Genomic DNA, 14,044 nt, shown 5'->3' on the forward strand with positions numbered 1-14,044 from the left:
CGTGGTGTTTCTCGGGCGCCGACTCGCACCGGCGCGGTCGCGCGCAACCCGTGCGCGCCCGGCAGCCGCCGGTCGATCAATCCTGCGAGTCGGGCTGGTAGACCTTGCGGAACGCATCTTTGCGCGCGATCTTGCCGCCGCGGAACTCGTAGATGTCGCAGCCGCGCGTGGTCAGGATCGTTCCGTCGGGGCCGGGTCCGGTGAACGACCAGGTGGCCGCCCCTCGGCGCCCCGCGATGATCGGGTGCTCCTCTTCGTGACGTTCCTGCCCGGTGTCGAAGGCCAGCATGAGCGCGAACCCCTCGCGCACCTGTTCCCGGCCCGTCCACGTACGCCCGGGCTCGGGCCCGACCGATGCGCTGTAGACGCAGTCGTCGGTGACGTGGCTCATCAGCGCCTCGAGGTCGCGACGGGTCCAGGCGTCGCTGAACGCCGCCAGGACGTCCGGGGTCATGTCGCTCAGGCTGTTGTCGGGGGTGGAGTCGCTCATGAGTGAACTATGGCACCGGCGCGGCGTGATGTCCGTGAGAAGTTCGCGGCGAAACGGGATCGGCGGCGCCCGCTTGCGGACATGTCCGCACTCGGACGCGTCCGGGGTCGTCGGTTCGTACCGGGGGCGCCCCCGAACCGGCCCTCCCCGGCCCCATCGTGCGGATGCGTCGCCGCCACGGCTCCGCGACTTCGCGGCACCATAGACGCCGTGCACACGGCGCGCCATCCCCGCACCGGGTGTCCCAAGTCGTGCCTATGGTGAGTCATGACCGCGCGCATCCTCTCGATCGGCACGGCCCTCCCCGATACGCGCGTCGAGCAGTCCAGCCTGCGCGACCTGTTCGCCGCACAGCCCGGCTTCGACCGCATGAGCCGGCGGCTGGTGGGGGCGGCGTTCGACGCCGCCGCGATCGACACCCGTCACGTGGTGCTGCCGCAGCTGGCCGGACGCGACGGCGACGGCCTCGGCGTACGCGAGGGCGACACCCTGCTCATGCCCTCCACCGGCGCCCGCAACGACGAGTACCGCCGTACCGCACCGGGCCTGTTCGCGGAGGCGTCGCGCCTCGCGATCGCCGGATCGGGGTACGACGCGGATGCCGTGACGCACGTCGTGACGGTCTCGTGCACCGGCATGTTCGCCCCGGGCCCCGATTACCACCTCGTGCGCGACCTCGGCCTGACGCCGACCGTCGAGCGCTACCACCTGGGCTTCATCGGCTGTGCGGCGGCCATCCCCGCGCTGCGGCTGGCGGCGCGCATCATCGGCGCCGACCCGGCGGCGGTCGTGCTCGTCGCCTGTGCGGAGCTGTGCTCGCTGCACTGGCAGACCTCGTCGCACCCCGACCAGATCGTCGCCGCATCCGTGTTCGCCGATGGCGCGGGCGCCGCGGTCGTGGCATCCGGAGACTCCTCCCACGACGGCCTCGACCTCGACGTCTTCGCCACCCACGTGACCGACGAGGGCGAGAAGGACATGTCCTGGACCGTGGGCGACTCGGGGTTCGAGATGACCCTGACCCCCGAGGTGCCGCGCATCATCGGACGAGAGATCTCGGCCATCGCCGCCGACGTGGTGGGCGACCTCGCCGACGTCGACGCGTGGGCCGTGCATCCGGGTGGGCGGAGCATCCTTGATCGGGTGGAGAACGCCCTCGGGTTGGATGCCAGCGCGCTCGCCGCCTCGCGCGACGTGCTGCGCCGGCACGGGAACATGTCGAGTGCGACGCTGCTGTTCATCCTGCGCGACCTGCTCGCCGACGCCACCCGCATCGAGGGCGACCGGGTCGCGGCACTGGCGTTCGGTCCGGGCCTGACGGTGGAGGCGGCGAAGATCACCGTGCGCCGCCCGTCGGTGTGAACCCCGCCGCCCGTCCGCGGGGGCTCTCGCGGCGCGACACCGAGCTCGTGGAGCTCATGGACGACCCCGACTGCGACCCGCAGGCCCTCGCCGCCACCTACCGCCGGTTCGATGTGGTCAACCGTCTCGTATCGGCGTGGGGGCGGGTCTATCGCACGCGCCTGGCGCCCGAGCTGCGGGCGCTCGGTCGCCCGGCCCGCGTGCTCGACCTCGGCTCGGGCGGAGGCGATGTCGTCGTGCGCTTGGCCGCCCTGGCCGCGCGCGACGGTCTCGACGTCGAGTGGGTGGGCGCCGATCCCGACCCCCGCGCGCACGAGGCCGCCCGGGCACGGCAGCGATCGGGCGTACGGTTCGTGGCCGCGGGCTCGCGCGAACTGTTGGCGGCGGGTGAGCGGTTCGACCTCGTCGTGAGCAATCATGTGCTTCACCATCTCGACGCCGGGGGGCTGCGCTCGTTCGCCGACGACTCGCTCGCCCTCTCGCGCGGCTCGGTTCTGCACGCCGACATCGCGCGCGGGCGACGGGCGTACGCCCTGTACGCCGTGGGTATCACCCCTCTCTCGGTCGGCACCTTCCTGCGCGTCGACGGGCTGCGCTCCATCCGGCGGAGCTATCGCGCGCCCGAGCTGGCCGCTGCGCTCGGCCCCCCGTGGAGGGTGGAGTCGCCCGCACCGTTCCGGGTACTCGCCGTCGCACGGGGACTGGCGGATGTCGATGCCTGAGGTGCTCGTCGTCGGCGCGGGGCCCGTGGGCCTCGCCCTGTCAGCCGATCTCCGCTCCCGCGGAGTCGACGTCCAGGTCGTCGAACGTCGCGTCGATGTGGGCGGCGGAACACGCGCCATCGGTATCCACTCCCCCGCCCTGACGCTCCTCGAGGCGTGCGGCGCGACCGACGGCATCCGGGCCGAGGCCGTGCGGATCGACCGCGGCGAGGCGCGCGCCGACGGACGGGTGCTCGCCGAGATCCGGTTCGAGAGTCTGCGCGCTCGGCATCCCTATGTCGCCGCGCTCCCCCAGGGCGACACGATGCGCGTGCTGACCGGCCTGGCGCCACCGGTCCGAGGCGGGACCGCCGTCCAAGCGCTGCGGCATGACGGCGGCGGCGTGCGGGCCGAGGTGTCGGGTCCGGACGGCCGGAGCGAGATCCGGGCCGCGGTCGTCGTCGTGGCATCCGGGTGGGCGGGGCGCGAGCTCGTCTACCGCGAGGGCGCCGTTCGGACGCACCACTACCCCGACCGCTACGTCATGGCCGATGTCTCGGCATCCGGGGGTCCGGTGGCGCGGGTGCACCTCGAGCGCGGAGGCGTCGTCGAGTCGTTCCCGCTGCCCGGCGGTCGCCGACGACTGGTGGCGTGGGCAGGGTCGAGCGAGGTGACGGATGCCGACGCCTTCCTGCGCGACGCGGTGGCCGCCCGCACCGGGGTCGATGTCGACATCGCCGCGGCCTCCACGTTCGGCGTGCGCCGTGCCGTCGCCCCGGCCCTGCGGCGAGGGCGCATCGTCGTCGTGGGCGACGCCGGACACGAGGTCAGCCCGATCGGCGGGCAGGGGATGAACCTCGGGCTGCTCGACGCCCTCACCCTGTCGCCGCTGCTCACACCGTGGGTGCGTCGGGGCGACGACACCGGACTCGCCCGGTGGGAGCGCGACCGCCTCGCGTCGGCCCGGCACGCGGCACGGCTGGCGTTCCTCAACACCCTGCTCGGGCGCGCGGCGGGGCCGATGGCGCACGCCGTGCGGACGGGCACGCTGCGGTCCCTGCTGCGGGGACCCGGTGGCGCGGCCTTCACGCGCGCGTACGCGATGCGCTTCGACCGGGCGGCGCGGGGTACCTGACGGGTCTCGGGATGCCACGTCGTGCACAACGGCGGGCAGTCAGGGCGACACGCCGGAGACCGGGACGCCGGAGCGGCGTGTCGGGGACCCCGCCCGCGGTTGCGCACGCGGCGGCGTGCCCAGGGCGACTCAGACGACGACGAGCTGAACGGCCAGCAGCAGGGCGGCCAGCATCGTGAGCTGGAAGACGGCGCGACCGGGACGCTTCACGATCACCAGCACGGCGGTCGCCAGCGCCACGGCCACGACAGCACCGAAGAATAGGATGCCGATGAGGCTCGAGCCCCCACCGAGCAGCACCGCCATCGCGCCGACGACGATCCCCGCGGCGGCGAGCAGCACCGACGTGCGAGCGCCGAGCCGGTGCGGAAGGCCACGGACGCCGGTGCGGCGGTCGTCATCGAGGTCGCGCACGACGTTGGTCAGGTGGACGGCCGCCCCCAGCGCGGCGCCCGCGGTCGTCGCCCACGGCGCCGCGAGCGCGGGCATCGATGACGACAGCGTCGCGAACGACGGGAACAGCCCGAAGCTCAGCAGGAACGGCACGATCGAAAACGGCGTCGACTTCAGGCCCGCGTTGTAGGCCCACGCCGAAGCCAGGGCGATCGCGTGGGCGGCGACGAATCCGGGCCCGAGCGGCAGCGAGAGGAGCAGCGCGACGCCGACCGCCCCCCCGCCGACGGCCAGCGCCCGGTCGGCGGTGACCGCTCCCCCGGCGATCGGTTTGTCGGTGCGGCCGACCGCGGCATCCCGCGTCGCGTCGATGGCGTCGTTCGAGAGGCCCACCGACACCTGACCCGCGAAGACCGCGGCCACGAGCAGCACAAGGCGTCCGGGGGCGACGCCGGCGGCGACGCCGAGCGCGAGCGACAGGATCGTGACGACGAGCGTGGGGCCGGGGTGCGTCGACGCCCACAGCGCCCCGAGGACACCCGCGCGCCCGCGGGGCGTGCGAGCGAGGGGCGGCTTCGCCGCGGCATCCGTCACCCGATGACGCTACCGCGGGCGAGCGGAGGAGCGGGCGGTAGCCGGTCCGGCATCCCGCCGCGGTGTCCGCGCGGAGGCGCTCCCCGCCGCAGGTTGTAGGGGGCGCTCGCGTCCAGGCCCGCACGTACCACCGGCGGGGCCGCGCTTCGCCCACACGTGCCACCGGCGGCGCCGCGCCCCGCCCACACGTACACAACCGCGGGGACCGCGGGCGACACGCCGCTCCGGCGAACCATTGCACGGCGTGTCGTCAGAACACACCGCTCCTGTGCACCGGACGGGCGCATACGAAGCGATGCCCCGGGAGCCGCCGCGGCGAACCCCCGAGGCGTCGGAGGTCTCTCAGAGGTCCTCGGGGGCGAGGTCGCCCTGGCCCTCTTCGCCGAGCTCGACGACGCCCGGGTCCTGACCCTGAGAGTCGGTGCCGGTGTCGAGGGGGTGGATGTCCTCCAGCGGGATGTCGCTGTCGTCGGCGGGGATCTCAGCGGGGTCGGCACCCGTGGCGGTGGCCGGGTTGATGTCCTCGGGGTCGGCCCCCTCGTCGAGGGCCGTGGTCGCGTCCCACTCGGCCTGCGCCGGGTCGAGCGCGGGGTCGGGCTCGATGGACGTGTCGCCGTCGCGCAGGGGCTGCACGCCCGCGAGCCCCGCGTCGGCGGCGGGGGTCGTCTCGGCGGTGGTCGGGTCGATCGAAGCGTCGCTCATGGGGGGTCCTTCCGTCGGACGCGGGTCGCCGCCAGGATCAGCGGTGCTCTCATCCCACACGCCGGGCCCGGCTCCCCCCCGCCCCTTGACACGCGCCGGGCGCGGTCCGTCATGCCCGGACCACCCCACCGGTCGCGCGCCACAGTCGGCGGCGAGGTCGCTGTCAAGGCGCTGGCGCCGCGCGGCACCGCAGACGAGCGTGAGGGAGACGAGAGGATCCCCCATGAACGACTCCCGCCCCACCGCGCCTGAACAGATCGTCATCATCGGCGGTGGCAACGCCGGGCTGTCGGTCGCCGGCCGCCTGCATCGCGCCCGCGTCGGAGAGATCACCGTGATCGAGCCGCGCGAGCAACACGTGTTCGCGCCCCTGCAGTCCCACATCGCCGGCGGTGCCGCGCGCGCCTCCGAGGCTGTCCGTCGTCAGGCCGACGTCATCCCTTCGGGGGTCCGGTGGGTGCGCGACGAGGTCTTCACCGTGGATGCCGACGCGCAGCGCGTGCACCTCGTCTCGGGCGAGCACCTCGATTACGACCAGCTGGTGGTCTGCGCCGGCATGCGCATGGCCTGGGAGCAGGTACCCGGTCTCCCCGAGGCCATGTCTGAACCGACCGGTATCTCGAACTACGACTACGACCTCGCCGCGAAGGCATCCCCGGTGCTCCGCGACCTGCGCGCGGGAACCGTCGTGTTCACGCAGCCGCCGGAGCCGGCGTCCTGCGGCGCCGCGGCACAGAAGCCGATGTACCTGGCATGCGACTGGTGGCGATCGATCGGCGTGCGCGACGACATCCGCGTCGTGTTCGTGTGCCCCGACCCCGTGCCCTTCGGCATCCCCGCCATCGATCGGGAACTGCAGCGAAAGCTCGACGAGTACGGCATCGAGGTGCGCTACAGCCGCGAACTCCGCTCGGTGGATGCCGGAGCGGGCACGCTCGTGATCGGTCATGGTGACGCGGAGGAGACGCTGTCGTACGACGTTCTGCACGCGGTCCCGCCGCAGCGGGCGCCGGAGTGGATCGCGGGGAGCGGTCTGGCGGCATCCGACGATCGGCACGGGTTCGTCGACGTCGACCCCGAGACCTTCCAGCACGTGCGCCACCCCGAGGTGTGGTCGGTGGGGGATGCCGCCGCCGTCGCCACCCGACGCTCGGGCGGGGCCATCCGGCAGCAGGCGAAAGCGCTGGTGAAGAACATGAAAGCCGTGCGCGACGGTGGTACGCTCTCAGCGAAGTACAACGGCTACAGCGTCGTGCCCTTCACGGTGTCGCGCGGCACCGTGGTGTTCGCGGAGTTCGACCGGGAGGGACGGCTGCAACCGACGGTTCCGTTCTGGCGCTCGCTGTACCGTGAGCGCCGCCTGTCGTGGATCGCCGACCGCCGCATCCTGCCGTGGGTGTACTGGCACCTGATCCTGCGCGGCCTCGCCTGACCAGGATGCCCCCGTCCCCGCCGCCGCGGTCTCGGTAGGGGCCGTCGCTGCATGCACGCAAGGGGTACGCCGTCAACGCGACGCCTGTGGGTGCCCCGCCGCTGCCACGCTGGGTGCTCGGGCGGCCCACGCACGCTGACGGTGCTCGACCGCTGCCACGCTGGGGGTGCCCGGGCGTCGCACGCACGCTGTCGGTGCCCCGCCGCGGCCACGCTGGGGGTGCCCGGGCGTCGCACGCACGCTGTCGGTGCCCCGCCGCGGCCACGCTGGGGGTGCCCGGGCGCGCACGCGCGCTGACGGTGCTCGGCCGCCGCTCCCGCCGAGGGTGCCCCGCCACTGCCACGCATAAACGCGATTCGCGTCCATAAACACGCGCACATCGCGTTTCCACGCGCAGATCGTGTTTATGCGGGTGACCACCGCGGCACCGCCGCTCCCGCCGGGCGCGCCCCACCGCCGTTCCCTCGGGCGCGCCCCACCGCCGTACCCGCGGGGGTGGCGCACCGCCGCTCCCGCCGAGGGTGCCCCGCCACTGCCACGCATAAACACGATTCGCGCCCACAAACATGCTCACACCGCGTTTACACGCGCAGATCGTGTTTATGCGGGTGACCACCGCGACACCGCCAATCCCGCCAGGCGCGCCGCACCGCCGTTCCCGCGCGCGCCCCACCGCCGTTCCCGCAGGGCCGGCGCGCGTATAGGGCACGAACGCCGATCCCTCAACCCCGGGGGGCGTCTGCCGCACCGCGCGAAGACTGGGGGCAGCCCCGGAACCTATACGAAAGAGGACACCATGGCACAGGTCATCGAAACCATCGACGTCAACGTTCCCGTGCGCGTCGCGTACAACCAGTGGACGCAGTTCGAGGAGTTCCCTCACTTCATGAGCTTCGTCGAGTCGATCACGCAGAAGACCGACACCCTCACGCACTGGAAGGTGAAGATCGGCGGAGCCGAGCGCGAGTTCGACGCCGAGATCACCGAGCAGCACCCCGACGAGCGCGTCGCCTGGAACAGCGTCGGCGGAGACGAGAACCACGCCGGTGTCGTGACCTTCCACCGTCTGTCCGACGACGAGACGCGTGTCACCGTGCAGATCGACTGGGAGCCCACCGGCCTCCTCGAGAAGCTCGGCGCCGTGTTCGGCGCCGACGACCACTCGGTGAAGAAGGACCTCGACAACTTCAAGGAGTACATCGAGTCGCGTGGTGCCGAGTCCGGCGCCTGGCGCGGCGACGTCAGCTGACGTCACCCCTCCACGCAAGCCGGGCCCGTCCATAATGGACGGGCCCGGCTTCTGTCATTCGGGGATCACCACTGCGGGTGGATCTCCGCCCGCAGGCGCCGGTCGTACACCTCGCGCACGACCGCATCGAACGCGGCCAGGTCGAAGTCGCCGTCGAGAAGGTCGGCGGCCGCGGCGTTCGACGCCGCCTGGGCCACCGAGCGCGCGCCCGGGATGACCGAGGTGATCCCCTCTCGCGACGCGATCCATGCCAGAGTCGCGGCGGGCAGCGTCACACCTTCGGGCAGCGACGCCTTCAGCTCGTCGGCCGCGGCCACGCCCTCGTCGAACGGCACCCCCGAGAACGTCTCGCCCTTGTCGAAGGCCTCGCCGTTGCGGTTGTAGGTGCGGTGGTCGTCCTTGTCGAACGTCGTGTCAGCGGTGTATTTGCCGGAGAGCAGGCCGCTCGCCAGGGGAACGCGTGCCAGGACGGCGACGTTCTTCTCGACCGCGAGCGGGAGCACCTCGTCGAGGGGCTTGAGGCGGAACGGGTTGAAGATGATCTGCAGATTCGTCAGGTTCGGCCGGCGAAGCGCCGACAGAGCCTGGTCCATCGTCTCGACCGACGCACCGTACGCCGCGATGACCCCCTCGGCCACGAGCTGGTCGAGCGCCTCCCAGGTGGCGTCGTCGTCGATGACGGCCGAGGGCGGGCAGTGCAGCTGCACCAGGTCGAGCGTCTCGGTGCCGAGCAGGCGCCGCGATCGGTCGAGCCAGCCGCGGTAGTTCTCGATCGTGAAGTGCTCGGGCGACTGCTCGGCGCGCCGGCCCATCTTGGTCGCCACGGTGATGTTCGCGGCATCCGTGCCGCGCAGGAACTTTCCGATGATCTCTTCGGAGCGCCCGTCGCCGTAGACGTCGGCGGTGTCGAACAGCGTCACCCCCGCGTCGGCCGCCGCCGCGAGCACCGCGAGCGCGTCGTCTTCGCTCACCCCGCCCCAGTCGGGGCCGAGCTGCCAGGTGCCGAGGCCGATGGCCGAGACCTCGCGGCCGGTACGGGAGAGGGGACGCTGCTGCATTGCGGTTCCTTTCGATGCTTCGTCGAGCCTATCCAGCCCCTCCGATACCAGGGCCGCGCGGGAACGGATGCCGCGGTGCGACCCAGCGCAACCCCGGCCCGCCCCACCGGCGCCGCGCCTAACGTTGCGGCACACCCACGGAAGGACGACCATGAACACTCCCGCCGACCGCCTGCCCGGAGCAGACGAAGAGAACCTCGTCCCCGAATCGGACGGCCTCACCGCCGACGTGCCCGCGGGCGCCGCCGGCGCGGACTCGGGTGCCGTCGGCGCCGTCGGGATCGATCCCGACGACGAAGCGAGTCTGCAGAACATCTCGAGCCAGAACGACCTTCCCGGCGTGGGGACGCGCGCAGCGGACGGTCTGACCGAGCGCGGCACGGATCACGGCGACGGCGGCTCCACCTCGCGCCACACCGAGGACACCGACGGCGAGGCGGACGCCGCCGATGCGGACGACGATCCCACCGACCGCGACCGCACCCCGGCTTCCCCGCCGGTGCGCGACGGGGGCGAGCCCCACGTCGACGCCGACGACCCGATCGCGAAGTTCCAGCCCGGTGTCGGCCGCGATTCCGCGGCCTCCAGCAAGATCGCCCAGGGACTCGGCGACTCCGACGACGACTGAGCCCTCGCGGGGCGAACACCTCTTCGCACGGGCGTGCGGGGCGGGCACCTCCCCGCGCAGGGCGGCGACCTATCGCGCCAGGCGCAATGCGTCCTCCGCGAGGTGGAACAACGTCGGCGTCGCCGCCGAGACGGCCGCCACGTCCGCATCCGCCATCATCAGCACCACCGTCGCCTCGCTCGCCTCGTCGCGAACGAACCAGCTGCCGGTGACCACACCGCGACTCGACCCGCCCTTGAAGGCCACGTACGGCCAGGATCCGACGTCCAGCCCCTGACCGGGGTTCTCGCTCAGGATGCCGAGCACCTCGGCATCCTGAGTCTCCTGGAGCGCGCGGTGCACGGCGGCGACGTCGGCGGAGGAGGCGAACCACTCGAAGCCCTGCTGCCACACCGGGGTCGTCACGTCGGCCACCGCGACCGCCAGTGGCGCGGCATCGATGCGGTCGAGGAGCGCGCGCCTGCCCGCGTCGTCGGCGGCATCCCACTCGGAGCGCACGGCGGCGTCGCCGTAGCCGAGCGTGAACAGCTCCTTCGTCGAGAGGAACGGCGCGAGCGCCGACGGGTCCGCGTGGCCGCTGCGCGCGACCGCCGCCTCGACGCGCTCGCGCCCGAGACGGCCGATGAGCAGGTCGGTGGCGGTGTTGTCGCTGATGCGGATCATCGCCGACGCCGCCTCGCGCACCGATACCTCGGTGCCGGTCGGGGCGTCCTGCAGCTCACCCGAGGGCAGGCTCCGATCGGTGTCACCGAGCACGAGCGTCTCGTCCCAGGCCAGGTCGCCGGAGGCCACGGCATCCGCCACCGCCAGCAGGACGTACAGCTTGAACACCGAGGCCAGCGGCGCCGACCGGTCGGGGTCGATCGAGACAACGTCGGCGTCTCCGCGCCGCACGAGCGCGCTCACCTCGCCCGGGAGTTCGCGGAGGCGCTGCTCCAGCTCCTCCCACGACGTCGAGGGCTCCCACGGCGCGGCGACGGGGCCGAACACCATGCCGGTGATGCGGTCGTTCCCATCGATCGAGAGCGAGAGGTCGAAGGGGTCGCCGACCGACCCGGCGAGCGTCGCCACGGCCTGCGTCTCGGTGCCCTGGTAGGCCGTCACGGTGAACGGGGCCGCCGGACGGATCTGTCGGTTGAGAAGTTCGGCGACGTCCTCGGCCGACACCTGGGACCGGAAGTCCTCGTGCAGCACACGTGCCCATTCGCTCGCCGTCGTATCGGCCTCGGCTTCGAGCACGTCGATGATCCAGGTGACGCGCTCCCCCACCGGGGTCGACGGCACCTCCACGGATGCCGCCGCGGAGGCGGGGGCGTCGGAGGCGGCGCTCGTGCACGCGGTGAGGGCGGCGACGGCGACGAAAGAGAGGGCGGCGGCCAGGCGACGGGCGAGAGTCACGGGGATCCTTTCCGGGGGGGGGGGACGTCCCACGCTACGGAGCGGCCGGCGGCCGGACCTCCCTCGCGAGACGGAGATGCGCCAGGCTGGAGCGATGGACGATCTGCGGCTGGAACCGCTCGCCCCGAGCCTCGACGACTATCTCGAGCTGCGCCGTGAATCGGGCCTGACGCCCAAACGCCCTGAGCAGGGGGCACCGGCTCTGGTGAACAGCTGGGCCTGGCGGCGCATCGTGGATGCCACGGGCCGATCCGTCGCGATGGGCCGCGTCGTGGGCGACGGCGGGTGGTACTTCCTCGTCGCCGACATGGCGACCCTGCCCTCGCACCAACGGCGTGGACTCGGGCGCCGCATCCTCGAGGACCTTCTCGCGGAGATCCGCGCGAAGGCCCCCGAGGGGGCGTACGTGACGCTGCTGGCCGATCCGCCGGGTCAGGCGCTGTACCGGAGCCTGGGTTTCGAGCAGCCGACCAACGGCTCCGTGACGATGCACATGCTGCTCGCCTGACCCGCCGGCGGCCACATCGCACCGTGCCAGCGCGAAACTCCGCGGGGCAGCTCCCAGAGCCGGTGCCGCGGCGGAACGAGCCGGTGCCGCGGACGCGAGGGCCGGTGCCGACTCAGCGCGACGCGGCCTCACGCCGCTCGGACGGCGACACGCGTCTGGCGCGCCACCCGAGCAGCAGGTCGATCGCGACGAACACCGCGAGGGTGAAGCCGACCAGCGGCAGCACCAGCCCGATCGCCACCGCTGCGACGAGCACCGCACCGATACCCCACCACGGCGCATGTCGCAGCATGCCCCGCGCGGGCGCGGTGGCGAGCCCCCGCGTCGGCCGCCGCTTCCACCACATCGCGTAGCCCAGCACGACCAGCGCCGCGATACCGATCGCGAGGGCGAACAGCACGAGCTGGTTGGCGAGCCCGAACATCGTGCCCATATGCAGATCGACGCCCCAGCGGGAGAGCTTGGCGAGCAGGGGGTAGTCGGCGAAATCGACCCGGTCGGTCACCCGCATGGTCGAGGCGTCGATCGCCACGGCATCCACCTCGGTCGGGAAACTGCGGTGGATCTCCTGCACGACCCACGCCATCCCCTCTGCCGCGGGCGGGCGGATCTCGAGGTCGCCGGAGGTCACGTTGACCGTGCGGGCGACCGCGAGGACCTCGTCGAAGGTCTCGGCGTCCGCGGCGGAGGCGGGCTCATGCGCTCCCCCGTGATGGGCGTGCTCGCCGGCCGCGGCCGAGCCGTCGAGGGTCGTCACCAGCGCCGGTGTCCCCGACCCGACCGCCGCGCGCAGGTCGGCCACGTTGGCTCCCGCGTACGTCGACCACGTGATCCCGGTTGCCGAGAGGAACAACGCGCCCAGCACGACCCCGACCCCGATTCCCGAGTGCCAGCGCATCAGTCGCCGATAGCCCCGCACCCGACGGGTCGATCGCCGGCGCGTGGCCAGGAACCGCCCGATCCACAGGCCGAGCCCCGCGAGCGCGACGATGCCGAGCCAGGATGCCGCGAGCTCGCTGTACCAGCGGCCGACGTCGCCCAGGTGCAGCGAACGGTGCAGGTCGCTGATCCAGTGCCGCAGCGGCAGCGCGCCGCTCGTACCGTAAGCGGGGAGGTCGCCCCGGATCTCCGTGGTCGCGGGATCGACGAAGACCGCCCGCGTCGTGCTCTCGGGCAGGGCGTCGTCGGCGAACATCACCCGGGTGGTGTCACCCGCCGCGGGTGCCGGGCGCACGGCCACGGGCGTACCGCCTCCGACGTACGCCTCGGCGGCGTTGATCTGATCGGCCAGGGGCCTGACGGTCTGCGTCGACGACGCGGTGAGCTCGTGCGCGTACATCGCTTTCTCGAGGGTCGGCGTGAGGGCGTACAGCGTCCCGCTCAGAGCGGCGACGAGGATGAACGGCCCGACGAAGAGCCCGGCGAAGAAGTGCAGGCGCCGCAGGAACGGGAGGAACCAGCCCGAGCGGGGGTGGTCGGGCGAGACGGCGGCACCCGTGGACGGGGAGTGGGTCGCGGTCACGGGAGGACCGCCGGGATGGGGAACAGAGGAGACATCTGCGAGATCACTTTCCAGGTGCGGAGCACCCGTCATCCGGCGGCCACGAGGGCAGCACCGGGACCGCGCCGCCCGCGCGATGACACGCGGGTCATCGCGGACGGCGGGCACTCATGGGTCGAATTGCGCCCGGTGAGGACGCGGAACAGCCCCCGCGGGCGCACGACGGCACCCGGCACGGCGACCGACCGCCCCACCGCTCGAACGGGCGGGGCGGGACTCAGGATGCCGCGACCGGTGGTCCCCGACGAGCGCTCGCTCGCACGACGACCGTCGAGACCGGAGTGACGACGGCGACGATCGCGGCGCGCACGCACCGCACCGGGACCGGAACGAACGCGCTGACGCGGACGCGCGCCCGCACCCAGGCGACGCAGGCGCACGCCAGCGCCCGCAGCCCCGCCAGTGCCCGTTCGCCGCGGTGCAGGGCCAGCGTCGTCACGACGGCGGCGACGAGGTGCCCCACCGCCATGTCGGCATCCATGGCGAACGCCGGGGCCGACGAACCGCCCGCCACGACGGGGATGACACCGCCGTGCGCGTGGACACCGGCAGCGAGGTCGTAGCTGCCGAGCACGAAGAGGGCGTGGAACAACGCTTGGCTGACCGCGACCGACAACCCCAGCCGCCACGCCGACAGCCGCCGACCGGCGAGCGCCACGCAGACGACGAACGACAGGGCGAGCGGCACCACGATGCCGACCGGGCCCGGGACCGCTCCCCCCGCCGACACGTGCGACACGAGCGCGACGAAGCTGGCGAGGGATGCGGCGACAGCTCCGCGCGCGACGCGCGCGCCCCGGTCGTGTCGTCGCATGGCATCCATTGTGTCAGCC

At 72.9% G+C, this 14,044-nt stretch carries 14 protein-coding genes; 7 read left to right on the forward strand and 7 right to left on the reverse strand.

Annotated elements, in window-relative coordinates:
• Window positions 1-76: 76 nt before the first annotated feature.
• Window positions 77-490 carry a nuclear transport factor 2 family protein gene (locus ACXKZF_RS12095; protein WP_162240813.1) on the reverse strand — a complete coding sequence of 138 codons (414 nt, stop codon included), beginning with the start codon at window positions 488-490 and terminating at the stop codon, window positions 77-79.
• A 267-nt stretch (window positions 491-757) separates the two neighbouring features.
• Between ACXKZF_RS12095 and ACXKZF_RS12100 the strand changes: the two genes are divergently transcribed.
• The 3 genes from ACXKZF_RS12100 to ACXKZF_RS12110 are packed head-to-tail and all read left to right on the forward strand — an operon-like array spanning window position 758 to window position 3,688.
• Window positions 758-1,852 (forward strand): type III polyketide synthase, encoded by a 1,095-nt coding sequence (locus tag ACXKZF_RS12100; RefSeq protein WP_488984345.1) that lies wholly within the window; start codon window positions 758-760, stop codon window positions 1,850-1,852.
• Complete coding sequence (locus ACXKZF_RS12105) at window positions 1,849-2,574, forward strand: methyltransferase domain-containing protein (protein WP_488984346.1); 726 nt, start codon at window positions 1,849-1,851, stop codon at window positions 2,572-2,574. Before ACXKZF_RS12100 ends, ACXKZF_RS12105 begins: the two co-directional genes overlap by 4 nt.
• Window positions 2,561-3,688 (forward strand): FAD-dependent oxidoreductase, encoded by a 1,128-nt coding sequence (locus tag ACXKZF_RS12110; protein ID WP_488984347.1) that lies wholly within the window; start codon window positions 2,561-2,563, stop codon window positions 3,686-3,688. Before ACXKZF_RS12105 ends, ACXKZF_RS12110 begins: the two co-directional genes overlap by 14 nt.
• Before the next feature lie 129 nt (window positions 3,689-3,817).
• Here the strand turns inward: ACXKZF_RS12110 and ACXKZF_RS12115 are convergent, their stop codons facing one another.
• On the reverse strand, window positions 3,818-4,675 hold the full coding sequence (locus tag ACXKZF_RS12115) for a UbiA family prenyltransferase (protein ID WP_488984348.1): 858 nt from the start codon (window positions 4,673-4,675) through the stop codon (window positions 3,818-3,820).
• Between the two features lie 342 nt (window positions 4,676-5,017).
• Entirely contained in the window at window positions 5,018-5,377 is a 360-nt protein-coding gene (locus tag ACXKZF_RS12120; RefSeq protein WP_488984349.1) for a sugar ABC transporter ATPase, read from the reverse strand.
• A 223-nt stretch (window positions 5,378-5,600) separates the two neighbouring features.
• On the opposite strand from ACXKZF_RS12120, the gene ACXKZF_RS12125 reads away from it, so the two are divergent.
• Complete coding sequence (locus ACXKZF_RS12125; RefSeq protein WP_488984350.1) at window positions 5,601-6,809, forward strand: NAD(P)/FAD-dependent oxidoreductase; 1,209 nt, start codon at window positions 5,601-5,603, stop codon at window positions 6,807-6,809.
• Between the two features lie 796 nt (window positions 6,810-7,605).
• Entirely contained in the window at window positions 7,606-8,058 is a 453-nt protein-coding gene (locus tag ACXKZF_RS12130; protein ID WP_243224066.1) for an SRPBCC family protein, read from the forward strand.
• 65 nt (window positions 8,059-8,123) lie between these two features.
• Here the strand turns inward: ACXKZF_RS12130 and ACXKZF_RS12135 are convergent, their stop codons facing one another.
• Window positions 8,124-9,116 (reverse strand): aldo/keto reductase, encoded by a 993-nt coding sequence (locus ACXKZF_RS12135; RefSeq protein ID WP_488984351.1) that lies wholly within the window; start codon window positions 9,114-9,116, stop codon window positions 8,124-8,126.
• 151 nt (window positions 9,117-9,267) lie between these two features.
• On the opposite strand from ACXKZF_RS12135, the gene ACXKZF_RS12140 reads away from it, so the two are divergent.
• Window positions 9,268-9,744 carry a hypothetical protein gene (locus ACXKZF_RS12140; RefSeq protein WP_488984352.1) on the forward strand — a complete coding sequence of 159 codons (477 nt, stop codon included), beginning with the start codon at window positions 9,268-9,270 and terminating at the stop codon, window positions 9,742-9,744.
• A 69-nt stretch (window positions 9,745-9,813) separates the two neighbouring features.
• On the opposite strand, the gene ACXKZF_RS12145 is transcribed toward ACXKZF_RS12140, so the two are convergent.
• Window positions 9,814-11,142 (reverse strand): Cpe/LpqF family protein, encoded by a 1,329-nt coding sequence (locus tag ACXKZF_RS12145; protein ID WP_488984353.1) that lies wholly within the window; start codon window positions 11,140-11,142, stop codon window positions 9,814-9,816.
• Between the two features lie 94 nt (window positions 11,143-11,236).
• Here ACXKZF_RS12145 and ACXKZF_RS12150 point away from each other — a divergent pair, with 94 nt between their 5' ends.
• Window positions 11,237-11,650, forward strand: coding sequence for a GNAT family N-acetyltransferase (locus ACXKZF_RS12150; RefSeq protein WP_488984354.1), 414 nt, complete (start codon window positions 11,237-11,239; stop codon window positions 11,648-11,650).
• Between the two features lie 112 nt (window positions 11,651-11,762).
• Here the strand turns inward: ACXKZF_RS12150 and ACXKZF_RS12155 are convergent, their stop codons facing one another.
• Window positions 11,763-13,172: a PepSY-associated TM helix domain-containing protein gene (locus tag ACXKZF_RS12155; RefSeq protein WP_488984355.1), complete on the reverse strand. Its 1,410-nt coding sequence runs from the start codon at window positions 13,170-13,172 to the stop codon at window positions 11,763-11,765.
• A gap of 256 nt (window positions 13,173-13,428) precedes the next feature.
• The gene (locus tag ACXKZF_RS12160) at window positions 13,429-14,025 is read right to left on the reverse strand and encodes a hypothetical protein (RefSeq protein ID WP_488984356.1); all 597 of its coding nucleotides are present in this window, start codon (window positions 14,023-14,025) and stop codon (window positions 13,429-13,431) included.
• Window positions 14,026-14,044 lie beyond the last annotated feature (19 nt).

The sequence above is a fragment of the Microbacterium sp. ABR10 genome, from assembly GCF_057812175.1.